A 24,559-nucleotide genomic window follows, 5' to 3' on the forward strand; every position below is an offset into this window, starting at 1 on the left:
ATCAAAGTCCCATTTTGGCTGGGTTTAAGATATTATTGGGGTCAAACGCTTTTTTAATGGAGCGGAAAAGTTCCATTTCACCTTCGCTAAATGCTAGATGCATAAAAGGCGCTTTACTAAGCCCAATACCATGCTCACCACTCAGCGTTCCACCCAAAGCAACGGTTGCTTTAAATATCTCTTCAATGGCAAGATGTCCGATTTCTAATTGTTTTGGGTCACTGCCATCGACCATAACATTGGTGTGAACGTTGCCATCACCCGTATGCCCAAAACAAGGAACGGTTACATTGTATTTTTCAGCAATCATCTTAATGTCACGAAGAAGGGCTGGGAGCTTACTACGTGGCACAGTGATGTCCTCATTGAGTTTCTTACTGCCGTAAATTGTGATAGATTGACTGGCATTACGTCTAGCGAACCAAAGATTTTTGGACTCTTCTGGTGTGCTTGCTCTTTTAAAGCCACTACATCCATTTTCATGAAACGCTTTTTCAATGACATCTAATTGTTGGGTCAGTTCATCTGGTGAATTACCATCAACATCGGTGATGAGAATAGCACCCGCGTCTTTTGGTAAGCCTTTGTTAAATTTTTGCTCAACAGCATTGATGGAGAGATTATCTAAAAACTCCATAGCCACAGGCGTAACACCTGCTGCCATCGTTTTATAAACAGCATTCATGGCATCTTCAACGCTTGGAAAAATCCCCATAGCTGTTTGAGACATTTTAGGTTTTGCAATGAGTTTGAGTGTGATTTCCGTAATAACGGCTAAGGTTCCCTCACTGGCAATAATAATACCAGCGATGTTATAACCTGCTACATCTTTAATGGTACGTTTTCCCGCACGGATGATTTCACCATTGGGTAAAACAGCGCGAAGCGCCATCACGTAGTCTTTGGTAATGCCATACTTTGCCGCACGCATACCACCGGCATTTTCACTGACATTGCCACCCAGTGTTGAATACTCTTCACTGGCAGGATCTGGCGGATAAAAAAGTCCCTTAGCTTCAACGGCACGTTGCAATGCCATGTTAATGACACCTGGTTGAACAACAGCAACCATGTTTTCCATATCAATTTCAAGGATTTTATTCATATGCTTTTCAAATGCCAAGATGATGCCGCCATTTGCGGGCAATGCACCCCCTGTAAAGCCGCTTCCGGCTCCACGAGGAGTGATAATAATGCGATGTTCATTGCAATACTTTAAAATTTCACTGACATCTTTCTCATCACGAGGAAACAAAACAGCGTCAGGCTCATAACGTGTACGTGTCGCATCATAACAATAGGCAATCAAATGTGCTTTGTCATCATAAACATTTTCATTGCCAAGAAGGCTTTTAAAATAAGTAATGTGTTTTATTTCCATAATGTATCTTTTTTCTCTACAACCGTAAACGGTAATTTTAAAATAACGCCATCAATACCTTGACCTTTGAGTGAATCGGCTTGTCCTAAAAGATATTCATAGTAGTTGTTGTAATCTACGATAGTGGAACTATCCCAGCTAAACCATGATGATTCAATATTGTTGATACGTGTATAAAAAGGGAGTTGGATTTCTCCAGAGTTTTTAATAGAAATCGTTTGAAGTGTATTAAAGTTATTACAATCTACAAAGTATCCTTTGTCTTTAATTGCAAATAAAATCAATGAAGCGGCATTTTGATAACACGCTTGTTGAAAGATTTTTTTATCTGGATTTGGGCGATACAATTTTGTTAAATAAGCCGCAACAACATCCGGGTGAATCCATGTAATATCGCTGTATTGTTTTGTAAGTTCACGGTAAACGTCGTAATTTGGTGCAACAATGAGTGCTCTATCGTACAAATAATTAATGACGACATCATCGCCAACCGCAGGTTTAAGGCCTGTATCTGGGAAAGCGCCTTGAGAAAGCATGTCAAATTTTTCAACTTTTAAAACAGCTTTAGTTCCATCTTTTTGAATAACATCTGCACGAGCAATAATCGTTTTTGTTTTAGCATCAAATGTATGGCTGATAATACCACTAGCTCCGACAACAATGTCGGGTGAGTCAGCGATGATGACTTGATTGTTTGATGTTTCCAAAACTTTTGTTTTATACTCTTTAAAAAGCGATTGCGCTTGAGCAAAAGTTCCTAATACACATAACGTTAAGACCAAAAACAGCTTATTCAATACGAACTCCTTGAAGGGTGATAGACCCTTTTTATTTTTCTAGAGCAGATTATACAATAAGTGTTTTAAAAAAACTTCTTTTTCGTTAAATGGTCTATTTTAGGCATTTTGTAAGATTTGTTCCGCTAAAATCTGCCAATATGAGGAGGGATAAATGATCAGACTAACGTTGCTATGGATGCTTTTTTTGTCTTTTTCCTGCTCCGCATACCTCGATGAATCAAAATGGCCAAAAGGTGAAACATTTTTAACCTTTTTGGAAAAGAATCAATTACCACAAGATATTTATTACTCCCTCGACAAAGAAGAACAAGAGCTTGCCGCTGAAATTATGGCAGGCGTTAAATACCAAGTTTTACGCAATGACAACAAAGAGTTAGAACAAGTACTGATTCCCATTGGAGAAGAAGTACAAATGCATATTAAGAAAGTGAATGATAAGTTTATTATGGAAATTGAACCCATAAAGCTACAAGAAGAAGAGCATGAATTGGTCATTAATATTCAACGCTCGCCCTATCTTGATATTGTCAATGCTACCAATAACTATCTTTTAGCCAATGAATTTGCACAATCGTTTAAAGGTGGCGTCAATCTACGCAATCTTCAAAAAGGCGATAAACTCGTTTTATATTATCAACAAAAAAGACGGCTTGGTAAGCAGTTTGGTTCCGTGAAAATTGAAGTCTCTATGGTCGAAACAGGTAAAAAAGAGCATTACATTTTTTATTATAAAGAGAACTACTACGATGAAAAGGGACAAGAACTCGACAATTTTTTACTTAGCACACCTGTCAATTATACGCGCATTTCATCTCCATTTACACAGATGCGATGGCACCCTGTTTTGCAAAAATATCGAGCGCATTTAGGGATTGATTATGCTGCTCCCGTGGGTACGCCTGTTCGTTCTGCCGGCAATGGTAAAGTAACGTTTGCAGGTCAAAAAGGTGGTTATGGAAATGTGGTAGAAATTAGCCATGATAGCAGTTATAAGACATTGTACGGGCATCTCAATCGCTTTGCAAAAGGGCTTCGCAGTGGACAACGTGTCAAACAAGGCCAAGTCATCGCTTATGTTGGAAATACGGGACTTAGTACAGGACCACATCTACATTTTGGACTTTATCGTAGCAATGTTGCTATCAATCCAGCCAGTGTTGTCAAAATTGCGAAAAGTGCTTTAAGCGGTAAAGATTTGAAAATTTTTACGGAGTACACCAAAGAGTTAAAAGAGAAAATTCAAAATGCGTTTGATAACAATCTTCCTCCTGTAAAAGAAGATAATTTTGACTATATCTATCCTCTTGAAAAAAGTTAATGTTACATGTAAACAAAATATAACCGATTTGCGATAGAATTCTAAAAAAAAAGAGCGTAGCATGGTAAGATGTTTTTTAAGAAATAATAATAAGCTCGAAGTCATCACGGATTTGAGCGAATTCGATAATGATTCAGACAAACAGAGCAAAGTCGTATGGCTTGACATGCTTATGCCAACATCAGATGAAATCACATTTGTTGAAACAACGTTTGGGATTGATTTTCCAACCAAACAAGAATCGGAAGAGATTGAGATCAGTTCACGTTATTGGGAAGAAGATAAAAAAATAGAAATCAATAGTTTCTTTTTGATTACCAATGAAGACAGTGCTCATAACGAAACCGTTTCTTTCATCTTGCAAGGTAACGTGCTTATTTCGATTCGTTATAAAGAACTCAAAACGTTTGAAGAGTTTAGCAAACGGTTCTACTATGCACCGCGTGAATTCAAAAACGGCTACTATATTTTTTCACAACTGCTTGATATCAGGGTCGATGCGGATGCCGATATTATTGAAAAACTTTCAAAAGACATCACCCGTCTTCGCAAACATGTTTTTACCGACTATACAAATGATGATGAAGAGATGTTGGAGAAAATCTCATCTTTTGAAGATTTGAACATGAATATTCGTGAAAACTTGATGGATAAACAGCGCATTTTAACCTCGTTTTTAAAATCAACAAAGCTTGATACAACGCTACGCAACGACGTTGTGATTATGCTTAAGGATATTAAGTCGCTGATTGATTATACGGAATTTAATTTTGAGCGTCTGGATTACTTACAAAATATCTTCTTAGGTGTCTTGAACATCGAACAAAATAAAGTCATTAAAATTTTTACGATTATGAACGTTATTTTTCTTCCACCGACATTGATAGCAAGTATTTATGGTATGAACTTTAAAGTTTTACCTGAGCTTGACTGGCAATACGGTTACGCTTTTTCGCTTGTACTCATGGTCATCTCTGCAATTTCGCCATTGGTGATTTTTAGAAAAAAAGGGTGGATTTAAGCTATGAAACACACGATTGAAGTTCTTAAAATTGAAGAGTGTGTGAGTTCTGAGTATATCAAACCCAAAAGCATGTACTATTTGCACAATAGTGTTGAAAAACGTTGGGACATCGTCGATACCCACAACAGTGTTGCTATTTTACTTTACCACAAAGACTTAGACTCGTTTGTCTTTGTCAAACAGTTTCGCCCGTCCATTTATGTGAAAAATAAAGATGGTTTTACGTATGAACTTTGTGCTGGCATCGTCGATAAAGACAAAAGCCTAATCGAAATCGCTAAAGAAGAAGTCTTAGAAGAGACAGGCTACGATGTACCGCTTGATAAACTGCAAAAAATATCGTCTTTTTACACCGCCGTTGGTTTTGCAGGTGGACGCCAAACGCTTTACTATGCCATACTCGATGATAGTATGAAAGTCGATGAAGGCGGCGGCATCGAAAATGAAAACATCGAAGTCATCTACCTTAAACGCGAAGAGACCATTGAATTTATGTTCGACGAAAGCATCGCCACCACCTCAGGCTTAATGTTTGCGTTGATGTGGTACTTTAAAAACTTCGAAAAATAGTCATTTTGAAAAAAAAGGACAATAAATGGAAATTATGACATATTCTCAAGATTTGATTGCCATCACAATTATTGCAATTTTGATGGCAATAAGCCCTGGCGCTGATTTTGTAATGGTAACACGAAATAGCTTGAGTTATGGAAAATCATCTGGTATTTTTTCCGCACTTGGTATTAGTGTGGCACTTTGGATTCATGTTTTCTATTCTATTGCTGGTTTAGCGCTTATTATCTCCCAATCTATTATTTTATTTTCTATTATTAAGTATTTAGGTGCAACTTATTTACTTTATATTGGATGGAAATCGCTTCGTTCTAAATCACATCTGAACATTACAACAAAAGCAAGTGTCGTAAAAGGGATTTCTCGTTTGCAATCATTTAAAATAGGGTTTATTACCAATGCCTTAAATCCAAAGGCAACGCTATTCTTTTTAAGTATCTTTACCCAATTTGTCAATCAACAAACACCATTATGGTTACAAATCATGTTTGGGGCGATTATATTGGTAGCGCATTTTATCTGGTTTGCTTTTGTTGCAAGTTTCTTTAGTCATCCTGTGTTGTTGCAAAAATTTACACAGTACAAGCGCGGCATCGAAAAAACAATCGGATGTGTTTTGATAGGATTGGGACTCAAAGTCGCTACGATGAGCCAAAAATAAGGCGAGAAATCTTTTACATGTAAAAATATTTAGATGATTTCGAGTTGTTCAATTAATAGAGACCATATGGCTTCATACCGTTTATTCCCACATCGGTTTTTGATAAATCATGCCATTGCAGTTCAGCTAATAAAACTCTTTCAATCAGTATTTGCCATTTTTCAACCATGTCAAATAATTTTTCGGGCTTATTATCGTCACCGTGAGCAATATCATTTCTAATATCAATCAAGTTTTGTATAGGAACTAAATCAGATATATCAATAATTCGTTTCAATAAATCTTCTTTTTGCTTATCATTCTTTTTTTCAAATTTACGTTTCAATACTTTTTCAAGTAAAGAGTTCCATAAAATTATTTTGGCATTGACAGAGTATTCCATCCCTGAGAGATAAGAGCGTAAGAGTTTTGTAATATAGTCTATATTTTCAAATTTTATTTTTTGTAATGAACTTTTTAAAAAATTTTCAAATTCAAAGCGGCTGATTAAGAGAGTTGCCTCTTTGTCTTGGTAAAACAAAGTTCGTGTGTTATATGTTTCAATATAATTATCTCCGACAAAGCCATCGCATTTGCTCCAGTTTAATCTACGCCTTTCTGCAAATGATGTTAATAAAAGTACAAGATTGACAATGGGTGTGACACGTTTATAAAATGCAAGCATAGTATCAATCGAAACATCAGGCGTGATTTCTAAGATATTTGCTTTTTGCTTGCCGATGTATCTGTCTGTTTCAATGGTTTGTATCCCTAAATGTTTTACTTCTTTTTCAATCAAAATTTTTGAGGAAATATCACGTGAGATTTCACCTGTATAGTGTTCTGTGGTTGAAAGAGTTGTTGTTAATAATCTGCTTTCTAATATAAAAAAACGAAATTTATTACTTTCTTTTTTTGCTATTTGAGTTGTAATAACATACTTTGGGAAATGGCATTTTATAAAACATTCATGCCAATTTTTTGAAATTAGTCTTGCTTCTGATGATGAAAAATAAGCTTTTTTAATAATGTGTTTTTTGTTGATTGTTCCATCTATAAACGTAACATCAATTTTCACATTAATCAAATGAATAGTATTTTCTATTAATATTTTAAAATGTTTATATTCCTCAAAGTTTTCTAAAAAGAAATAAAAATGAGGTTCTTCCATCGTATTCTTTGGTAACCATAACAAACATTTTATTTTTGTCGTTTTTAAAGGTTTTGTGCCTACAAATATTTCTGCTTCATATTTTGAATATTCTTCGTAAGGTTTTTCAAAATTCATAATGAGCACTCCAAAGGTTTACATGTAAAGCCTAAAAACTTTACATGTAAAAAGGTTTTAGTCGATAAAGCGTTTCGTCAAATCCCCATACGTCTCGATTCTACGGTCACGTAAGAATGGCCAGATGCGTCTGACGTGTTCGCCTCTTTTTAAGTCTACATCGACGATGAGGACTTCTTCTTGGTCGTGGCTGGCGCGTGCGATGATCTCGCCTTGGGGACCTGCGACAAAGGAGTTGCCCCAAAAGCGGATGCCGTCCAGTACGCCGTGGTTGTCTTCTTCTTTGCCGATGCGATTGACGCTGATGACGGGTAAGCCATTTGCAATGGCGTGACCTCGTTGGATGGTTTCCCATGCGTCGCATTGTCTTCGTTTTTCATCTTCCATGTCTTCGTCAAACCAACCAATTGCTGTGGGGTAGATGAGCATTTCTGCACCCTTAAGCGCCATTAACCTAGCGGCTTCGGGGTACCATTGATCCCAACAGACTAAAAGACCTAGTTTGCCCACACTGGTTTGGATGGGGTTGTAGCCCATGTCGCCTGGGGTAAAGTAGAATTTCTCGTAAAAGCCTGGGTCATCGGGGATGTGCATTTTGCGGTATTTGCCTGCGACGCTTCCGTCTTTTTCAAAGACGACGGCGGTGTTATGGTAGAGACCTGCCGAGCGTTTTTCAAAGAGTGAGGTGATTAAAACGACGTTGTTTTCTTTGGCGATGCCTGACCAAAAAGCGATGTCTTGCTCCCAGTTACTTGCGAGGTCAAAACACGCGACATCTTCGTTGATGCAGAAGTAGCGGTCTTGGTGAAGTTCTTGTAACACGACAAGCTCTGCACCCTCATGAGCGGCTTTTTGGATGAGTGAAACGGTTTTGGCTATGGTTTTTTCTTGGGTAGTTTCAATGGCGTGTTGGATGAGTCCGACTTTCATAAAATTCACCTCTATAAAGACTTAATTTTGTTGTATTTATTATACATTAATGAGCTTTTAATCCGTTTTAACTTACAATCTTGATGAGCATTATCAATTAAGGATTTTAATGAGAGCACTCTCAGATATGAATGCAGGCGAACAAGGAATTGTAAAACGAATTGATGCGGATGGCGAGTTAAAACAGAGACTTTTTTCATTTGGTCTTCGCAAGGGAAGCGTTTTGCAAGTCAAAGCCACAAGTATGGCAAAAAGTACGATTGAAATCGAAGTCGGTACCACGCTTTTAGCGCTTCGTTTTGAAGAGGCAAAGCGTATTGAGGTTGAAGGACTATGAAAGAGCTGATTATCGCCCTTGTCGGGCAACCTAATGTGGGCAAAAGTATGCTCATTAACTCCATTGCCGATGCAAGGCTAAAAGTCGGTAACTTCTCAGGCGTGACGGTTGAAAAAGCCGAAGTGCGTTTTAATGCGCAAAACCATGCTATCAAAATCGTCGATCTTCCGGGAACATACTCGCTCAATGACTACACGCAAGACGAACGTGTTACCAAAGATTTTCTAGAAAATGAGCATTACGACCTTATCATCAATGTTGTGGACTCTACCAATTTAGAACGCAATCTTTATCTCACCACACAACTTTTAGAACTCGACAAAAAGATGATTGTAGCACTTAACATGATGGATGAGGCGCATAAAGAAGGCTTGTGTATCGACCATGAACAGCTCAGTTCTATCTTAGGCGTGCCGTGTGTTAAGGTTTCAGCTGCTACGAAAAGAGGCATTGGAAAATTACTCAATCGTGCGATTGATGTTTCGTTGTTTCCGTTTGAAAAATCCAAACTAATTTACAGCGATGTCGTTGAAGAAGAGATTTTAAATCTATCGACTTTTTTGAGCGAAAAACGGTATAAAACGGCTTTGTCGTATCGTGATGTGGCGCTTAAGTTGTTGCAAGAAGATTCGATGACGTACCAACAAATGCATGAAGAGCCGATTTGGGTCGAACTGTCGGGACGATTGAAAGAGGCGCTGGAGCATCTGTATTTGCATTATGAGACAAAAGATATTGGTGAGATTTTTGCAGAAGAGAGAGCTTCATTTGCGAAAGGCGCAGTGTTTGAAACTCTTACATGTAAAAAGCATTTATCACGCAGTGTGACCGAAAAAATCGACGCGCTTTTGATTCATAAAGTCTATGGTATTCCCATTTTTATCTTTCTTATGTGGGGGTTATTTCAACTCACCTTTACCTTAGGTTCGATTCCCATGGATTGGATTGATGCGTTTTTTGTAGCACTTGGAAATTATGCTAAAACGATTTTTGGAACAGGTGAACTTGGCTCTATTATTGCCGATGGCGCAATATCGGGTGTTGGGTCTGTGGTGATGTTTTTGCCCAACATCGTCATTTTATTTTTAGGCATAGCGCTGTTAGAAACGACAGGGTACATGGCAAGAGTGGCGTTTTTGCTCGATGGCTTTTTCCACCGTTTTGGATTGCACGGTAAAAGTTTTATACCGCTCGTTACAGGGTTTGGGTGTTCTGTACCTGCGTATATGAGCGCACGAACGCTTAAAAACGATAAAGACAGACTCATAACATTGTTTATCATCGGGTTTATGAGCTGTGGGGCTAAACTGCCTGTGTATGTCCTTTTTTCAGGTGCATTTTTTTCTAAAGAACATGCGGGTAATGTGTTGTTTATTATCTATATCGCAGGTGCGCTTGTTGGTCTTTTGTCGGCTAAATTTTTAAAACTTTTTGTATTTAAAGGAGTAGATGAGCCGTTTGTTATGGAGATGCCAAAGTATCGTTTGCCTTCTTTTAAACTCATTTGGCATACGGTTATTACAAAAGCGATTATGTATCTTAAAAAAGCGGGAACGTTCATTTTAAGTGCGTCATTGCTGATTTGGTTTGCGAGTAATTACCCTAAATATCCTGAAATAGAAGCTTCTTACACTCAAAAAATCGAACAAACGAATGATGCGGCGATGAAAGTTACGTTGGAAAATGAAAAAGCACAACACCTTTTGGAAAAAAGTTTCTTGGGAAAAATCGGCAAATCAACGGATTGGTTGTTTGAGCCGATTGGGTTTGACTGGAAAATGACCATTGCGCTTGAGTCTGGTTTGGCAGCGAAAGAGGTGGTCGTTTCGACGTTAGGGGTTTTATACGCACTTGGCTCTGACGTGGATGAGGGCAATGACAGCCTTATCGGAGAACTTCAAAAACAAATTTCCGTTGCGTCGGCTGTTTCGTTTATCATCTTCGTGATGTTTTATCTACCGTGTATGGCGGCGTCCATTGTCTTTGTGAAAGAGAGTGGTGGGTATAAATACCTGTTTTATCTGTTCGTTTTCACCACTATCATTGCTTGGGGATTGGCGTTTATAGGCTATCGCTTGACGTTATTTTTCGGCTAAGAATAAGGATAAAAAGCGTAAAGTGTCAAAAGCACCGAAGGTATTTAAACGTTCTTGCAACATTGCAAGAACGCTTATGACTTAGTCCATCTTTACCAAACGCATGTCATTGATTTCTGAGTCATCATACGGGTCAAGATGTGCGTTAATAACCCATTCACCATCTGGAATCAACTCTTTAATCTTCTCTTCAATTCTATCGCCTGCGTGGTGTGCGCGTAAGAGTGAAATGCCCGGGCTAAAGACAAAGTGAACATCGACAAAGTTAGTATTGGCAGATTTTCTGGTTTTGAGGTAGTGAAAATCGCTAATCTCTTTTTCTTCTAAAATAATGCTTTTAATCTTCTCGACAATAGCTTCATCTAAAGAGGCATCTAGCAAAATATAAACACCATCGCGGATAATTTCATACGCTGAATGAATAATATAAATCGAGATAATCACACCCATGATGGAGTCGATGAGTTCAAAATGCGTGACTTGAATCAGAATCAGTGAGACTAAAATAGCGCCATTACTTAACACGTCCGTTTTATAATGTAAGGCGTCTGATTTGACGACCATACTACGCGTTTTCTTGGCGACATAGTTCAAAAAAGTAACCAAAGCGATGGTAATGACCAAAGAGATAATCATCACAATGATAGAGTGTTGTAAAAATTCAACAGGTTCTTGGTAAATGGCTTTTTTAATGGCAGTATAAAAGATGAAAATACCCGAAACCGTAATGACGGTGCCTTCAATGACACCTGCAAGCGCTTCAATTTTCCCTTTGCCATAGTTAAAGGTTTTATTAGCAGGTTGCTCGGATTTTAAAATCGCAAAATAATTAAATGCTGAAACAATGAGGTCTAAAACCGAATCAATAGCCGAAGCCAAAACGGCAACAGAACCACTCATAATGCCGATGAAAAGTTTAATAATAATCAATAAAGTAGCAGTAGCACTCGAAACTACGGTAGCCTTTTTCTGAAGCGTCATTTGTTGTCATCCCTCTCTTTATATACATTCATAGAAGCACAGTGTAAACTACCGTGTTCACGGATGAGAACAGAAGCTTCTATGCCTACAATCTCTCTTTCGGGGAAATAATGTGCAAAGGTTTTGAGTACCTGTGCATCATAAGCATCGCTGTACGTAGGAACTAAGACCGCATTGTTAATCAATACAAAATTCATATACGTCGCAGGAATGCGGTGGTTATTAAAATATTTTGCAGAGGGAAGCGGCAACGGAACCAACTTAAATGAAGTTTTCTCAAGCTCTTTTTCCATTTTTTTAAGCTCTTGGTAGTGCTCATCGTTTTTGTCATAACATTTGACATACGCAATCGTATCTTTATTGATAAAACGTGCCAAAGTGTCGATGTGCGAATCGGTGTCATCACCCATCAATGCGCCGTGTTTTAAGACAATCAACTCTTTTAACCCAAAAAGCTCTACCAAGGTTTGCTTGATTTTCTTTTTGGAAAGATGCGAATTGCGGTTTTGTTCATACAAACAATACGCCGTACTCAGCATCACGCCGTGTCCATTGGCATCAATACTTCCGCCTTCGAGCACAAAGTCGAAGCTTTTGAGTTTTCCTTGCAAATGCCCTTCTTCAAAGAGGCGTTTGGTAATGGTATTGTCCATACTGGCATCAAATTTATTGCCCCATGCGTTAAAAATAAAATCGTAGGTTCTTCGTTTATGATTTTTATAGACATTGATGCCACCAAAATCTCTGACCCATGTGTCATTGGTGAGCATCTCAATCAATTCTATATTTTGTAAATGAGGTAAAAGATTGGCAAGTGCTTGTTTGTCTTCACAGATGACAATGCATTTTTGAAAACGAGCAATCGCATTGATAAACGTGAGATACGTCTGGTGAATTGCTTCAATGGAGTGTGCCCAGTCACTTTTTTTCGGTGGAAAAACGACAATTAAAGCCTCTTGTTCTTCCCATTCGGCGGGTATTCTTAGTTTCATTTGTAACTCCATGTAGCTCTATTTTAGGATAAATTATACCAAAATTGCTTTTGCATCTTCTTTTGATTGGGAACAAGGTAAAATATCTCCTAATTATTTTACATGTAAAAAGGAAATCAGTGTTACTCAAACGCAAAGATACCAAAAGCATCAATCAAATCAACTTTACAGCGATTTTGTTTGCAGGATTTTTCGCGTTTATTTTTGCGTGTTTGATTATTGTCAATGAGTACCTTGAATTTAAAAAAGAAGTTCAAAAAATCGAAAATAATTACATTCAAATGCAAAAGAAGAATGTTGAGTTTCAGATGAATCAGCTGTGGCGCATTGTTGAGTACCGTTTTATGCAAAGTGGGTCACTTCCCAAAGAGGTGATGTATAACAAACTCAAAGAGGATTTGCATGCGCTGATTACACCGCTGGATGAGACGCATTATATTTTTTTAGAAAAAGCAGGCGGAGAGATGTTCTTTCGTTCTTCTCCCATGAATGATGATGAAACGACCAAAGACATCATTATCACCAAAGAGTATGCGCCTTTAGGCTTGATTCTTGGAAGTGGGGTTAAAACAAGCAGTATTGAAGATGTTTTAGCGCAAAAAAACAAAGAATATGAAGATAAAATCATTAACTTTATCATCAAAACCTATATGCTAACCCTTGTTTTATATATGATTAGTACGATTGAGTATCGTTATGTCAGTGATATTATGACGCGTGAAATCCGTTTTATCGTTGATTCGTTTAAAAAAGCTTCACAAAATTATCAGTTTATTGATATGCAAAAGATTAAATTTAAAGAGTTTCAAGAAATTGTGAGTCATGCCAATACCATGATAGAAGAGATACGCGATAAAAATGGCGCGCTGTTGAAGCTCAATAGCAACCTTGAAGCGATTGTTGAGCAAAAGACGGAAGAGTTAAAGCGCTCCGTTGCTTTTACGCAAGAACTTCTTGAAAAACAAGACCGCTTTGTTAAAAATGCCATTCACGAAATTAATACGCCTTTGTCGATTATTTTGATGAATATTGATTTGTACAATCTCAAATTTGATAAAAACCCTTATCTCATTAAAATTGAGGCCGCGGTTAAAGTATTGGATAATATCTATGAAGATTTAGCCTATGTGGTCAAAAAAGACCGCGTGGTGTACGAGAAGTCGATGATTGATTTATCGGCATTTGTGAAAGAGCGCGTGGAGTATTTTGAAGATGTCGCAGAAGGCAATAAGCTTGTTATTGAAACACACATTGAACCTGATCTGTTTATCTTTTTTAATGAGATAGAGTTGCAACGCATCTGCGATAATAATATCTCCAACGCCATTAAGTATAGTTATGAAAAACAGCCTTTACATGTAAATGTTTATGCCCAAAAACAATACGTGATGTTTGAAGTTGAAAACAGTGGCGAGAGGATAAAATCACCTGAGAAACTCTTTGATCGCTATTATAGAGAAGATGAAGCAAGGGGTGGTTTTGGGCTAGGACTGAATATCGTCAAAGAGATATGCGACCATAATGAAATCAACATTGAAGTGACGTCCAATGAAAGTACAACACGTTTTTCTTACCGATTTTTAAAAGGGTAGTGGATGAAAATAGTTTTATTAGAAGATGAATTGATGTTACGAAGCTCTATCGAAGAGTATTTAGAAGCGCTAGGGCATAAAGTGATTGCGTTTGGTAATGGGGAAGAGGCGTACGAAGCGATACAAAATGATGTCTATGACCTGTTAATCTTAGATATCAATACACCCAAACTAAATGGTCTTAATCTTCTTAAATCCCTCAATGAGATAGAACATACCTTTCCAACGATTTTTATTAGTGCCAATGTGGATATTGATGATATTTCTAAGGCGTTTGAATTAGGAGCGTCTGATTATCTTAAAAAGCCATTTCACCTTAAAGAACTCGGCCTTCGCATTGATAAAATCAAAAAAGAGTATGAGATTAAAAATCTACAACATATCATTTTAAGTCCCAAATACGTCTTCTCCAAACAAGAGCAGATGCTCTTTTATAATAACAATGTCCAAGTGCTCACAAAGAAACAGTTACAAATAGTTACATTATTGTGTGAGAACATGGGCGTGGTCGTTGATTTCGAAAAATTCCGCAGTTATGTCTGGAACGATGAACCCGTCGATAACGCCACAATTAGAGCTGAAATCAGCCGTTTTCGCAAGCTTCTTAAGGAAGATTTTATCATCAATCTTAAAGGTGTTGGCTATAAGATTGAGAAGTATTTCCCCGAACAAAAACGCTAAAAGTTACATTTTTACTCACTTTTTTTCAAAATAATCTTACTTATTCTCACTTTTCGCAAATGCTACGATAATGCTACGTTACTTCTTTACAATGTCATCGTGTACCTAATCAAAAAGAAGGAGCATTTATGAGTCAGCATGTCTATGACAGAGTCAAAGCTAATCCGAAATTTGCAGAACTTGTGCAAAAAAGAAGTAGTTTCGCGTGGGGACTATCCATCATTATCTTGGTTGTTTATTACGCGTTTATCCTTGTAATTGCTTTTTCACCTGCCACCTTTGGGCAGAAAATTGGAAGTGGGGTAACAACTGTTGGTATTCCTGTGGGATTTGGCGTTATTGTTTTATCCTTCATCTTAACAGGTATTTATACTAAACGTGCTAATGGTGAGTTTGACGACCTTACCAATCAAATTAAAGAAGAAGCAAGGGGTGAAAAATGAGATGGGGATTGTTGCTTTTAGCATTAACCAACGTGCTCTTTGCATCAGGAGCGGCAGAAGTTTCAGGAAAAAGTGAAGTCAATATGTCCGCAATTGTTATGTTCTTAGTCTTCGTTGCTGGAACACTAGGCATTACCTATTGGGCGGCGAAGCGTACAAAAACGGCAAAAGATTTTTACACCGCAGGCGGAGGCATTACAGGCTTTCAAAATGGTTTAGCCATTGCAGGCGATTATATGTCCGCAGCATCTTTTCTTGGTATTTCAGGGTTGGTTTATACTAAAGGTTTTGATGGACTTATCTATTCTATCGGTTTCTTAGTCGGTTGGCCAATCATCCTTTTCTTAGTCGCTGAACAACTTAGAAATCTTGGAAAATATACCTTTTCAGACGTTGCATCGTATCGTTTACGACAAACGCCGATTCGCACCCTTGCCGCATTTGGCTCACTTGCAACCGTAGCTCTTTATTTGATTGCTCAAATGGTAGGTGCGGGTCAGTTGATTCAAATTTTATTTGGTCTTAATTATGAATACGCCGTTGTTATGGTTGGTATTTTAATGATTTTATATGTTACGTTTGGTGGCATGTTGGCAACAACATGGGTACAAATTATTAAAGCATGTTTGTTACTCTCCGGTGCAACATTCATGGCCGTGATGATTATGTATCAAATGAATTTTAGTGTTGAAACACTTTTTTCACAAGCCGTTGCTGTTAAAAATAGCGATGCGATTATGAGCCCCGGCGGTCTGGTAAGTGACCCGATATCGGCTATTAGTTTAGGTATCGCCTTGATGTTTGGAACGGCAGGTCTTCCACACATTTTGATGCGATTTTTTACGGTAAGCGATGCGAAAGAAGCTCGAAAATCCGTCTTTTTTGCAACTGGATTTATAGGTTATTTTTATATTTTAACCTTCATTATAGGTTTTGGTGCTATCGTTTTATTGACAGGTCATCCTCAATATTTTGATTCTGTAAAGAATACATTAATTGGTGGCGGCAATATGGCAGCGATTCACTCTGCGCATGCTATTGGTGGTAATATGTTCTTAGGATTTATTTCAGCCGTAGCATTTGCAACGATTCTAGCCGTTGTTTCTGGCTTGACATTAGCAGGTGCTAGTGCGGTAAGTCATGACCTTTATGCAAATGTTTTTGCAAGAGGCAGAGCGGATGAAATGACAGAAATGCGCGTTTCAAAATATGCAACGATTGCGCTTGGCATTATTGCGATTTTCTTGGGAATTGCATTTGAAAAGCAAAACATTGCGTTTATGGTTGGTTTAGCCTTCGCTATTGCGGCAAGTGCGAACTTCCCAATTCTGTTCTTATCAATGTTTTGGAGTAAATTGACAACCAAAGGTGCTGTAAGAGGCGGAACATTAGGTCTTTTAACAGCGATTATCTTGGTTATTTTAAGTAAAGCAGTTTGGGTTGATGTATTGCACAATGCAGCACCGCTTTACAAATACGGTAACCCAGCGATTTTCTCAGTTGCGATTGCGTTTATTGGTATTTGGTTCTTCTCCCTTATCGATAATTCACAAGACGCTGAAACTGAGAGAGCAGCGTACGAGCATCAGTTCATCAGAAGCCAAACAGGTATTGGCGCTGAGGGTGCTTCAAGTCACTAAAAAACATCTATAGGTTTGCCTCGAAAGAGGCAAATTTTGCCTTAAGATTTCGATGAGGCGTTATAAAATTTATAGCAAAGGATAGTAACGATGTCACAACTTTTTGAACCAAGTAGAGCGCTTAGCAGAGAAGCCAGAATTAAGAACATGTGTGAGTATAAGGAGCTTTGTATCCAAGCTGATGAGGATTTTGAGGGATATTGGGATAAGCTAGCACGTGAAAAAATTGAGTGGTTTAAGCCTTATGATAGAGTGTTAAACGAAGATAACGCTCCGTTCTACAAATGGTTTGAAGGTGGCAAATTAAACGTTACACACCAATGCTTAGGGCGTCACTTAAAGAGCCGCAAAAATAAAGCGGCCATTATTTGGGAAGGTGAGGACGGTAAACGCCGTATTATCACCTATTTACAACTTTTTTATCGTGTTAATCGTCTCGCAAACTTGATGAAAAATCGTTTTGGCATCAAAAAAGGAGACCGTGTTGTTCTTTATATGCCAATGATTCCTGAAGCGGCATTTGCAATGCTTGCATGTGCAAAAATTGGTGCGATTCACTCTGTTGTGTTCGGTGGATTTTCCGCAGACGCATTAAGAGACCGTGTCCAAGATGCACAAGCAAGACTTGTGATTACTGCCGATGGTGCTTTTAGACGTGGTAAACCGTATATGCTAAAACCCGTCGTTGATGAAGCTTTAAAAGAAGGCTGTGAATGCTGTGAAAAAGTTTTGATTGTTCAGAGAAACTTTGAAGACATTGAGTACGTTCCGGGGCGTGATTACGTTTACAATGAAATTATTATGAACGAATCACAATACTGCGACCCTGAGTGGATGGACGCTGAAGACCCTCTTTTCTTGTTATATACTTCAGGCAGTACAGGCAAACCAAAAGGTGTACAACACAGCAGTGCAGGTTACATCCTTTGGGCGCAATATACCATGGAACATGTTTTTGACGTAAAAGAGAACGATACGTTCTGGTGTACGGCGGACGTGGGCTGGATTACGGGACATACGTATATTGTTTATGGACCACTCGCGATGGGTGCAACGACCATTATGTATGAAGGTGTTCCAACCTTCCCCGATGTAGGTAGATGGTGGAGCATGATTGAAGAGCATCGTGTCAATCAGTTCTATACCGCACCAACAGCCATTCGTTTGTTACATAAAGAGGGTGCTGACGCGCCATCTCGTTATGATTTAAGTTCACTTAAAGTGCTAGGAACCGTTGGAGAGCCTATTAACCCCGATGCGTGGATGTGGTATTACAATGAAATTGGTGGTGGTAACTGTCCGATTGTCGATACATGGTGGCAAACCGAAACGGGTGGTCATATGATTACACCACTTCCTGGCGCAACACCGATTAAACCAGGCAGTGCGACATTCCCGCTTCCAGGCATTAAAGCGGAGATTATTGATGAGCACGGCAATCCAACGCCAAAAGGCGAAAAAGGATTTTTATGCATCACCAAACCTTGGCCTTCCATGATTCGCAATATCTGGGGCGATAGTGACCGTTTTGTGAAGTCTTATTTTGGTGATTGTAAGAAAGATGGTAAGCCTGTTTACTTCTCAGGTGATGGCGCGATGTACGATGATGACGGCTATATCGTCATTACAGGACGTACGGATGACGTTATCAATGTTTCAGGACATAGAATTGGAACGGCTGAGATTGAAGCTGTACTTGGGCATCATGAAAACGTGGCAGAGGTGGCTGTTGTTGGCAGACCTGATCCGATTAAAGGGGAAGGTATTTTTGCTTACATTGTCATCAAAGGTGCCGATAGTCTCAGCGAAGAGGTTTACATGATTCAAGAGCTTAACAAGCTCATCGTCAAAGAAATCGGTAATATTGCAAAACTCGATGCCATTCGTTTCGTTCCGGGGCTTCCAAAAACGAGAAGCGGTAAGATTATGCGAAGAATCTTACGTGCGATTGCTAAGAAAGAGCCCATTACACAAGATATCTCAACCTTGGAAGACCCAAGCATCGTTGAGAAAATCCAAAACCTCGTTCAGTTTTAATCTTCCACAGCGGTTACATGTAACGTGTAACCGCTACCTTTTTTTCACATACTCCATCTACATTTTGTTACAATATCTTATTGATAAATATTTACATGTAAAACTAAAAAAGAGAAATGATGAAGATAGCCATCCTTGTTTTTTCGGGAACGGGAAATACACTGTATGTCTCACAGCTTTTATCAAAAGCGCTTCAAACATTAGGGGCAACGGTTGATATTCTAACGTTGAGTGTCAAACAAAAAGAGGTGGAAGCGCTGCAAAAATTGAGAGATACTCTTGCAACATATGATCGCTTCGGTATTGCTTTTCCTATACTTGGCTTAGGTGCACCTACGAATGTTTTAGACGTTGCATTGTCCCTTCCTCGTGGAAAGGCTAAAGTATTTCTTTTCAAATCAGCCGCAGATAATCATCAAATCAATAACGCCGCCTCAGAAGAATTAGAACGTATTTTGGGCGAAAAAGGGTATGATGTTTTTCATGATTTTCTCTATCTGATGCCATGTAATTTTATAGTGAGCTATCCAAATGCTTTAAATCTTCAAATGATAGATACGGTAAATATAAAAGTTTCCCTTCATGCTAAAGAGTTGATGGAAGGTAAACGCTCGAAACTCTTTATTTCCCCGTTATGGCATTTCATCGCAAAATGGGTTCATATTCTTGAAAGTCGTTATGGTCGCCAACATTTTGGGATGGCATTGCATGCAACATCGTCGTGTAAGCTCTGCCTGACGTGTCTTAAAAATTGTCCTGTCGGAAATATTACACAGGAGGGAAATGTTCTGGTCTTTCATAATCAATGCCTCTTTTGTATGCGGTGCATTTACCAGTGTCCCGCACATGCAATCCATGCTCAAAAGTACCATGGATTTGTCATCAAAGAGGGGTATCATCTTCAAGACTATCTAAGCTCAAAAGAGCGCAATAGAGTTTTTATAACCCCAGAAAGCAGAGGTTTCTGGAAGCACTTTCGCGACTATTTTTGTGTATAGACATATTTACATGTAAAGATAAAATCTACCAAAGGAACGTGAATGTATCCCCAAGGATTAGAAGTAGCTTCGCCTTCTGTGTATCGTATTTGTTTAGCTACGGTTGAAGATGCAAAAGAGATTCTTGATTTACAAAAATTGGCTTATCAAAGTGAAGCTAGACTGTACGAGGATGAGAACATTCCTCCTTTAACGCAGACTCTTGGAGCAATAGAGAAAGAATTTTCAAGCCACGTTTTTTATAAAGCAGTTATTTCAAAGAAGATTATTGGTTCTATTAGAGCAAGGATTCACGATAATACCTGTTTTATCGGCAAATTGATCGCCCATCCTACCTTGCAAGGCAAAGGAATAGGAACAGCGTTAATGGATGCTATGGAAAGTTACTTTCTTGATGTCAAACGCTATGAGCTTTTTACGGGCACAAAAAGTTTAGGAAATATTCGTCTTTATAAACGCCTAGGATATCAGCCGTTCAAAGAAGAAAAAATCAATGATACGCTCTGTTTGCTCTACCTTGAAAAAGAAAGAAGTGAAATACACTGCTAACATGCCATTGTACACATTTACATGTAAAGCCAAACAACTTTACATGTAAAGAGGTGAGTGTTTAATGGGGTGCATTTTCACTTTCGTAAGTAGCAACAGCGCCTTGTGTGCAAAACCTAACTCCCATATCGTAGGCTTTTTCGCAATCTTGGGGGAACACTTCTTTGCGTCTTTTTGCTTTAAGTTCCTCACTAAAAGCGGTCACTTCGTATTTGGAATAGTCTTTAAATTGATACGTGTCGGTGACATACAGTGCTTCAGAGGAGCCAAAAATGCTTCCCAGCCTTTTTTCAAGACCACTGAGTGCTGCGACATATCCCCATTCGTGCATTCTCTTTTCATCCAAATTCATCGTATAAATAAACCCAATGGGTATTTTTCTGGGAAATAATGAAGAGTAATTGGCATCGTAAAGGGTGTATTGAAACGCAAAGCGTTCGATGAAAGAGCGCATCATACCCGTGATATTACCAAAGTAAATGGGAGAGCCTAAAAGAATGGCATCCGCATCTCGTAGTTTTTCTAAAAGAGGTTTGAGTTCATCTTTGTGCGCGCATTTTCCATACGATTTCCCTCCGATAAGCTTACAGGCAAAACAGCTCACGCATCCTGTGTAATTGAAATCGTATAGATGTACGAGTTCTGTGTGAGCACCGTTTTTTTCTGCACCTGCAAGAGCGTGTTTCAGTAAGGTTGCGGTGTTGGCATTTTTGCGAGGGCTTCCATTGATGGCGACAATGTTCATATCTTTTCCTTATGTCAGTTTGATACGTGAAAGTATAGTCCAATATATGACTTAAGTATAGAATGAACTTTTTAGTTATATACTAACCAAAAGGGAAGTAAAGGAAAAAGTGATGCAAAATTTTAGCGATAAATACGAGCAGTGTCCGATGTATTATGCGATGTCGGTGCTTGAGGGAAAATGGAAGTGGATAATTTTATGGAAGATTCATAATGAGGGCGTGATACGCTACAATCGCTTAAGAGAGATTTTAAAACCGATTGCCCATAAAACTTTAAGCCAGCAACTCAAGGAGCTTGAGAGTGACGCTATTGTTCACAGAGAACAGTACAACCAAGTGCCACCTAAAGTGGAATATTCCCTGACCGAAAAGGGTAAAACGCTCATTCCTATCCTGAGTTTGATGTATGAGTGGGGAAAGGAGCACAGGGTATCTGATAATAACCATGAAGCTTCGTGTACACTTTAGCGCTAAATCGTTTTTACATGTAAACATTTTCTACGATGCAAAAGCCACATAAATAAGATTTTTATAAGTTACTCTTAACTTCTTTGATGTTACGATAATACGTATTTTATATAAGTATTATTATTAATCTATAAAAATAACATCGGAGAAAATGATGCATAAGATCCTTTGGCTCGTGAGTGTAGTGGCGACATTGATATGGGCTCAGCCATATACCGATATGTTAGGGCGTGTTGTGGATATCAACGCAACATCCAAACTGGTCTTTTTAGGACCTGGCGCTTTGAGACTGGGTGTGTATCTTGGTTTGGAAGATCGTCTTATAGGCATTGAAAAGATTGAAAAAGAAGCCTCTATGCTTTCGCCATACCGTACATTTTTGGGCAAAGAGCGTATTGCAAAGCTTCCACTAGTTGGCACGGGAGGGCCTGGAAAAATGCCAGACCTTGAAGCGTTGGTGACCTTAAAGCCTGATGTGATTATCACCTCTTTCGTTGATAAAAATATGATTGATTTAATCATCGCCAAAACGGGCATCCCTGTTTTAGCACTGAGTTATGGCACGACGTATGGCGGCAATGCAAAACAGCTGCAAAGTATGAAAAATTCCTTGCTACTCCTAGGAAAAGTCACCCAAACTTCTTCCAGAGCAGAAAAATTGGTTGCCTTTTTAAATGAGCAAGAAAAAGCATTGGCCTCTTTAAAAATCACTCCCAAACGAATTTATATAGGAGGCATCGGATACAAAGGTGCCCAGGGCATAACCAGTACAGAAGCGACGTATCCTCCCTTTGAGATGTTAGGTTTAAAAAACTGTCTTTTTGAGGGAACTGAGACGATTGGGCATCAGTTTATTGATTTTGAAGCGCTTTTAAAAGCCAATCCTGAGATTATTTTTCTGGATATGTTTGGTAAGGCCAAAGTGAACGAAGAATATGAAACGAAAAAGGCTCTGTTTCATACGCTTAGTGCGTATCAAACAGCTCATGTCAAAGAGGTACTAGGGTATAACTTTTACAGTACCAACATTGAAAATCTTTTTGTGATTGCCTGGCAAATCGCTTCTATTATGGGCGCTGATATCAATGTCACGCAAAAGGCCAATGCGATTTATAACGCGTTTTACGCTGAAAAAGGAGAGGCACTTTTACGTACGCTTCCCTATGGATTTGGCTCTTTATGAGTATTGCCAAAGCGTATGCGCAAAGAGCTTTTAAACGCTCTTTAACCACACTGATTTTAGTAGGTCTAGGCATCGTGTTTTTATGGCTCAATGTGATCAGTGGTTCCAATGGTGTGGTGGTTTCAGACACCATGAAACTTTTTACATGTAACGAGCAATTGGGGATGATTATTGAATCGATTCGCTTACCAAGAGCCCTTGGCGCTTTACTCGTAGGCATGCTTTTAGGGCTTTCAGGTGTTGCGATGCAGGGTGTTCTGCGCAATCCTTTGGCTTCTCCGTTTACCCTTGGTATCTCCCAAGCGGCTGGGTTTGGTGCATCGCTAGCGATTATTTTGATTGAGCCTGAGATGGTGCTTCATCCTTTTATCTCCAAATTTAGTGTGGCACTCAGCGCTTTTGGTGCGAGCATGATATGCGTTGTCTTGATTATTTGGATTGGCAAAAAAGTGGGGATGAGTCCTACCAGTCTTATCTTAGCAGGAGTGGGGCTAGGCTCTTTATTTCATTCTGGAACTATGTTTTTACAGTACTTTACAACCGAAATCAATGCCGCGGCAACCTTGTTTTGGACATTTGGAGATTTAAGTAAAGCGACCTATCCCATGTTGGGACTTTTGTGTGCGACTTTATGCGTGTCACTGTGTATTTTAGGAGCATCGCATTGGAAGTTTGATGCCCTCGGCTTTGGCGATGAAAGCGCTTTTAACAAAGGAGTCAATGTCAAAACCTTTCGTATTATGACGCTACTGTTTGCTTCGTTTTGCTCAGCGATAGCCGTGGCTTTTTTTGGCATCATAGGATTTATTGGCTTGGTTGCACCCCACCTTGTTCGCTTAGCAATAGGAAGCTCCCATAGCGCATTGATTCCTCTCTCCGCACTGAGTGGGGGCGTTTTACTGCTAGGGGCAGATTGGTGTGCAAGAATGATGCTTTATCCCTCCATCTTGCCTGTGGGTATCTTGACCTCTTTTATTGGGGCACCCATGCTCTTGTATTTATTGGTGTTTGGAGGCAAAATTAAATGAAGCTTTGTATCAAGAATCTTAGCTATACGGTAGCGCGTAAAACACTTTTAGAGGAAATTTGCTTAGAGGCAAACGAGGGAGACGTGCTAGGTATTATTGGTCCTAATGGCGCAGGTAAAAGTACGTTCTTAAAGCATATTGCAGGTATTTTACCGTTAAAACCTTCCACTGTCACTTTAGATAGTACCGATTTTAGCCTCTTAGAGCCAAGAGCTTTGGCGAAAGAGGTGGCTTATCTTTCACAATTTGCCAACACGCCTCGTATCAGTGTTTTAGAAGCGCTAGAACTTGGCAGACGCGCTTACAGTGGAATGCAATTAACCCATACCGATAAGATGAAACTGGATGAGAGTGTGACGCACTTTGCACTAGGTGATTTGTTAAGTCGTCATTTGGAGAGCTTAAGTGGAGGCGAGCGGCAAAAAGTCTTGATAGCCAGTGCATTGCTTCAAGAGCCTAAAGTCCTTTTGCTTGATGAGCCCATATCGCACCTTGACCCTAAAAATCAACTAGAGATGTTATCTGCTATGCGTCATGTCACGCAGGAGAAAAAACTGATTACGTTCATTGTTTTGCACGATATTCAACATGCGATTCACTATACCTCGCGTTTAATAATGCTCAAACGTGGAAAAATTCTACACGACATCGCAACGAACACACTTAATCCTTCTATGCTAGAAGCCCTTTTTGAGGTAGAAGCAAGTTTACATGTAAGCCACGGACATACCTTTGTTTACTATGGGCACAGTCATGATGAACAGCATACACAGCATCAACATTTAGTATAAATAATATAACTTTGTCTTTTAAATATTACTAAAATTTAATTAG

The 24,559-nt window shown here is 38.9% G+C and carries 24 protein-coding genes; 17 read left to right on the top strand and 7 right to left on the bottom strand.

Annotated features, from left to right (window positions below; genetic code table 11):
• Position 1: 1 nt before the first annotated feature.
• Positions 2-1,381: an FAD-linked oxidase C-terminal domain-containing protein gene (locus AC5SLP_RS05985; RefSeq protein WP_495254242.1), complete on the bottom strand. Its 1,380-nt coding sequence runs from the start codon at positions 1,379-1,381 to the stop codon at positions 2-4.
• Entirely contained in the window at positions 1,372-2,178 is an 807-nt protein-coding gene (locus AC5SLP_RS05990; RefSeq protein WP_495254243.1) for a plasminogen-binding N-terminal domain-containing protein, read from the bottom strand. The genes AC5SLP_RS05985 and AC5SLP_RS05990 overlap by 10 nt, the downstream gene beginning before the upstream one ends.
• 154 nt (positions 2,179-2,332) lie before the next feature.
• On the opposite strand from AC5SLP_RS05990, the gene AC5SLP_RS05995 reads away from it, so the two are divergent.
• The 4 genes from AC5SLP_RS05995 to AC5SLP_RS06010 all read left to right on the top strand — a co-directional run bounded on the left by AC5SLP_RS05995 (position 2,333) and on the right by AC5SLP_RS06010 (position 5,757).
• On the top strand, positions 2,333-3,499 hold the full coding sequence (locus AC5SLP_RS05995; protein ID WP_495254244.1) for a peptidoglycan DD-metalloendopeptidase family protein: 1,167 nt from the start codon (positions 2,333-2,335) through the stop codon (positions 3,497-3,499).
• 61 nt (positions 3,500-3,560) lie between these two features.
• Positions 3,561-4,520, top strand: coding sequence for a magnesium/cobalt transporter CorA (gene corA / locus AC5SLP_RS06000; RefSeq protein ID WP_495254245.1), 960 nt, complete (start codon positions 3,561-3,563; stop codon positions 4,518-4,520).
• A gap of 3 nt (positions 4,521-4,523) precedes the next feature.
• Positions 4,524-5,093 carry an NUDIX hydrolase gene (locus AC5SLP_RS06005; RefSeq protein WP_495254246.1) on the top strand — a complete coding sequence of 190 codons (570 nt, stop codon included), beginning with the start codon at positions 4,524-4,526 and terminating at the stop codon, positions 5,091-5,093.
• Positions 5,094-5,118: 25 nt separating this feature from the next.
• Positions 5,119-5,757: a LysE family transporter gene (locus AC5SLP_RS06010; RefSeq protein ID WP_495254247.1), complete on the top strand. Its 639-nt coding sequence runs from the start codon at positions 5,119-5,121 to the stop codon at positions 5,755-5,757.
• Between the two features lie 52 nt (positions 5,758-5,809).
• Here the strand turns inward: AC5SLP_RS06010 and AC5SLP_RS06015 are convergent, their stop codons facing one another.
• Together AC5SLP_RS06015 and AC5SLP_RS06020 are read right to left on the bottom strand one after the other, a co-directional pair.
• Positions 5,810-7,024: a hypothetical protein gene (locus tag AC5SLP_RS06015; RefSeq protein WP_495254248.1), complete on the bottom strand. Its 1,215-nt coding sequence runs from the start codon at positions 7,022-7,024 to the stop codon at positions 5,810-5,812.
• A gap of 57 nt (positions 7,025-7,081) precedes the next feature.
• Entirely contained in the window at positions 7,082-7,954 is an 873-nt protein-coding gene (locus AC5SLP_RS06020; RefSeq protein ID WP_495254249.1) for a carbon-nitrogen hydrolase, read from the bottom strand.
• A gap of 109 nt (positions 7,955-8,063) precedes the next feature.
• Between AC5SLP_RS06020 and AC5SLP_RS06025 the strand changes: the two genes are divergently transcribed.
• Together AC5SLP_RS06025 and feoB are read left to right on the top strand one after the other, a co-directional pair.
• Positions 8,064-8,291: a FeoA family protein gene (locus AC5SLP_RS06025; protein WP_495254250.1), complete on the top strand. Its 228-nt coding sequence runs from the start codon at positions 8,064-8,066 to the stop codon at positions 8,289-8,291.
• Positions 8,288-10,387 carry a ferrous iron transport protein B gene (feoB, locus tag AC5SLP_RS06030; protein ID WP_495254251.1) on the top strand — a complete coding sequence of 700 codons (2,100 nt, stop codon included), beginning with the start codon at positions 8,288-8,290 and terminating at the stop codon, positions 10,385-10,387. Before AC5SLP_RS06025 ends, feoB begins: the two co-directional genes overlap by 4 nt.
• Positions 10,388-10,468: 81 nt before the next feature.
• On the opposite strand, the gene AC5SLP_RS06035 is transcribed toward feoB, so the two are convergent.
• Both AC5SLP_RS06035 and AC5SLP_RS06040 read right to left on the bottom strand, forming a co-directional pair.
• On the bottom strand, positions 10,469-11,368 hold the full coding sequence (locus tag AC5SLP_RS06035; RefSeq protein ID WP_495254252.1) for a cation diffusion facilitator family transporter: 900 nt from the start codon (positions 11,366-11,368) through the stop codon (positions 10,469-10,471).
• Positions 11,365-12,360: an agmatine deiminase family protein gene (locus AC5SLP_RS06040; RefSeq protein WP_495254253.1), complete on the bottom strand. Its 996-nt coding sequence runs from the start codon at positions 12,358-12,360 to the stop codon at positions 11,365-11,367. The genes AC5SLP_RS06035 and AC5SLP_RS06040 overlap by 4 nt, the downstream gene beginning before the upstream one ends.
• A 119-nt stretch (positions 12,361-12,479) precedes the next feature.
• On the opposite strand from AC5SLP_RS06040, the gene AC5SLP_RS06045 reads away from it, so the two are divergent.
• The 7 genes from AC5SLP_RS06045 to AC5SLP_RS06075 all read left to right on the top strand — a co-directional run bounded on the left by AC5SLP_RS06045 (position 12,480) and on the right by AC5SLP_RS06075 (position 20,300).
• Positions 12,480-13,952: a sensor histidine kinase gene (locus AC5SLP_RS06045; RefSeq protein ID WP_495254254.1), complete on the top strand. Its 1,473-nt coding sequence runs from the start codon at positions 12,480-12,482 to the stop codon at positions 13,950-13,952.
• 3 nt (positions 13,953-13,955) lie between these two features.
• Entirely contained in the window at positions 13,956-14,633 is a 678-nt protein-coding gene (locus AC5SLP_RS06050; RefSeq protein ID WP_495254255.1) for a response regulator transcription factor, read from the top strand.
• Between the two features lie 128 nt (positions 14,634-14,761).
• Positions 14,762-15,076 (top strand): DUF485 domain-containing protein, encoded by a 315-nt coding sequence (locus AC5SLP_RS06055; RefSeq protein ID WP_495254256.1) that lies wholly within the window; start codon positions 14,762-14,764, stop codon positions 15,074-15,076.
• Positions 15,073-16,716: a cation acetate symporter gene (locus AC5SLP_RS06060; RefSeq protein ID WP_495254257.1), complete on the top strand. Its 1,644-nt coding sequence runs from the start codon at positions 15,073-15,075 to the stop codon at positions 16,714-16,716. Before AC5SLP_RS06055 ends, AC5SLP_RS06060 begins: the two co-directional genes overlap by 4 nt.
• 90 nt (positions 16,717-16,806) lie before the next feature.
• Entirely contained in the window at positions 16,807-18,753 is a 1,947-nt protein-coding gene (gene acs / locus AC5SLP_RS06065) for an acetate--CoA ligase (RefSeq protein ID WP_495254258.1), read from the top strand.
• Positions 18,754-18,872: 119 nt separating this feature from the next.
• Positions 18,873-19,751, top strand: coding sequence for an EFR1 family ferrodoxin (locus tag AC5SLP_RS06070; protein ID WP_495254259.1), 879 nt, complete (start codon positions 18,873-18,875; stop codon positions 19,749-19,751).
• Positions 19,752-19,793: 42 nt separating this feature from the next.
• Positions 19,794-20,300, top strand: a complete 507-nt coding sequence (locus tag AC5SLP_RS06075) for a GNAT family N-acetyltransferase (RefSeq protein ID WP_495254260.1) — start codon at positions 19,794-19,796, stop codon at positions 20,298-20,300.
• A gap of 61 nt (positions 20,301-20,361) precedes the next feature.
• On the opposite strand, the gene AC5SLP_RS06080 is transcribed toward AC5SLP_RS06075, so the two are convergent.
• Entirely contained in the window at positions 20,362-21,045 is a 684-nt protein-coding gene (locus tag AC5SLP_RS06080) for a flavodoxin family protein (RefSeq protein ID WP_495254261.1), read from the bottom strand.
• A 112-nt stretch (positions 21,046-21,157) separates the two neighbouring features.
• Between AC5SLP_RS06080 and AC5SLP_RS06085 the strand changes: the two genes are divergently transcribed.
• The 4 genes from AC5SLP_RS06085 (at position 21,158) to AC5SLP_RS06100 (ending at position 24,516) form a co-directional block, all read left to right on the top strand.
• The gene (locus AC5SLP_RS06085; RefSeq protein ID WP_495254262.1) at positions 21,158-21,514 is read left to right on the top strand and encodes a winged helix-turn-helix transcriptional regulator; all 357 of its coding nucleotides are present in this window, start codon (positions 21,158-21,160) and stop codon (positions 21,512-21,514) included.
• 154 nt (positions 21,515-21,668) lie between these two features.
• Positions 21,669-22,697: an ABC transporter substrate-binding protein gene (locus tag AC5SLP_RS06090; protein WP_495254263.1), complete on the top strand. Its 1,029-nt coding sequence runs from the start codon at positions 21,669-21,671 to the stop codon at positions 22,695-22,697.
• Positions 22,694-23,725 carry a FecCD family ABC transporter permease gene (locus tag AC5SLP_RS06095; protein ID WP_495254264.1) on the top strand — a complete coding sequence of 344 codons (1,032 nt, stop codon included), beginning with the start codon at positions 22,694-22,696 and terminating at the stop codon, positions 23,723-23,725. The genes AC5SLP_RS06090 and AC5SLP_RS06095 overlap by 4 nt, the downstream gene beginning before the upstream one ends.
• Complete coding sequence (locus AC5SLP_RS06100; protein ID WP_495254265.1) at positions 23,722-24,516, top strand: ABC transporter ATP-binding protein; 795 nt, start codon at positions 23,722-23,724, stop codon at positions 24,514-24,516. Before AC5SLP_RS06095 ends, AC5SLP_RS06100 begins: the two co-directional genes overlap by 4 nt.
• The last annotated feature ends 43 nt before the right edge of the window (positions 24,517-24,559 follow it).

The organism is Sulfurospirillum sp. E15m (assembly GCF_059415145.1).

Coding starts and splice junctions, on each gene's coding strand:
- AC5SLP_RS05985 (WP_495254242.1), bottom strand. CDS start 1,381: ATGGAAATAAAACACATTACTTATTTTAAAAGCCTTCTTGGCAATGAA.
- AC5SLP_RS05995 (WP_495254244.1), top strand. CDS start 2,333: ATGATCAGACTAACGTTGCTATGGATGCTTTTTTTGTCTTTTTCCTGC.
- corA (WP_495254245.1), top strand. CDS start 3,561: ATGGTAAGATGTTTTTTAAGAAATAATAATAAGCTCGAAGTCATCACG.
- AC5SLP_RS06005 (WP_495254246.1), top strand. CDS start 4,524: ATGAAACACACGATTGAAGTTCTTAAAATTGAAGAGTGTGTGAGTTCT.
- AC5SLP_RS06010 (WP_495254247.1), top strand. CDS start 5,119: ATGGAAATTATGACATATTCTCAAGATTTGATTGCCATCACAATTATT.
- AC5SLP_RS06015 (WP_495254248.1), bottom strand. CDS start 7,024: ATGAATTTTGAAAAACCTTACGAAGAATATTCAAAATATGAAGCAGAA.
- AC5SLP_RS06020 (WP_495254249.1), bottom strand. CDS start 7,954: ATGAAAGTCGGACTCATCCAACACGCCATTGAAACTACCCAAGAAAAA.
- AC5SLP_RS06025 (WP_495254250.1), top strand. CDS start 8,064: ATGAGAGCACTCTCAGATATGAATGCAGGCGAACAAGGAATTGTAAAA.
- feoB (WP_495254251.1), top strand. CDS start 8,288: ATGAAAGAGCTGATTATCGCCCTTGTCGGGCAACCTAATGTGGGCAAA.
- AC5SLP_RS06035 (WP_495254252.1), bottom strand. CDS start 11,368: ATGACGCTTCAGAAAAAGGCTACCGTAGTTTCGAGTGCTACTGCTACT.
- AC5SLP_RS06040 (WP_495254253.1), bottom strand. CDS start 12,360: ATGAAACTAAGAATACCCGCCGAATGGGAAGAACAAGAGGCTTTAATT.
- AC5SLP_RS06050 (WP_495254255.1), top strand. CDS start 13,956: ATGAAAATAGTTTTATTAGAAGATGAATTGATGTTACGAAGCTCTATC.
- AC5SLP_RS06055 (WP_495254256.1), top strand. CDS start 14,762: ATGAGTCAGCATGTCTATGACAGAGTCAAAGCTAATCCGAAATTTGCA.
- AC5SLP_RS06060 (WP_495254257.1), top strand. CDS start 15,073: ATGAGATGGGGATTGTTGCTTTTAGCATTAACCAACGTGCTCTTTGCA.
- acs (WP_495254258.1), top strand. CDS start 16,807: ATGTCACAACTTTTTGAACCAAGTAGAGCGCTTAGCAGAGAAGCCAGA.
- AC5SLP_RS06070 (WP_495254259.1), top strand. CDS start 18,873: ATGAAGATAGCCATCCTTGTTTTTTCGGGAACGGGAAATACACTGTAT.
- AC5SLP_RS06075 (WP_495254260.1), top strand. CDS start 19,794: ATGTATCCCCAAGGATTAGAAGTAGCTTCGCCTTCTGTGTATCGTATT.
- AC5SLP_RS06080 (WP_495254261.1), bottom strand. CDS start 21,045: ATGAACATTGTCGCCATCAATGGAAGCCCTCGCAAAAATGCCAACACC.
- AC5SLP_RS06085 (WP_495254262.1), top strand. CDS start 21,158: ATGCAAAATTTTAGCGATAAATACGAGCAGTGTCCGATGTATTATGCG.
- AC5SLP_RS06090 (WP_495254263.1), top strand. CDS start 21,669: ATGCATAAGATCCTTTGGCTCGTGAGTGTAGTGGCGACATTGATATGG.
- AC5SLP_RS06095 (WP_495254264.1), top strand. CDS start 22,694: ATGAGTATTGCCAAAGCGTATGCGCAAAGAGCTTTTAAACGCTCTTTA.
- AC5SLP_RS06100 (WP_495254265.1), top strand. CDS start 23,722: ATGAAGCTTTGTATCAAGAATCTTAGCTATACGGTAGCGCGTAAAACA.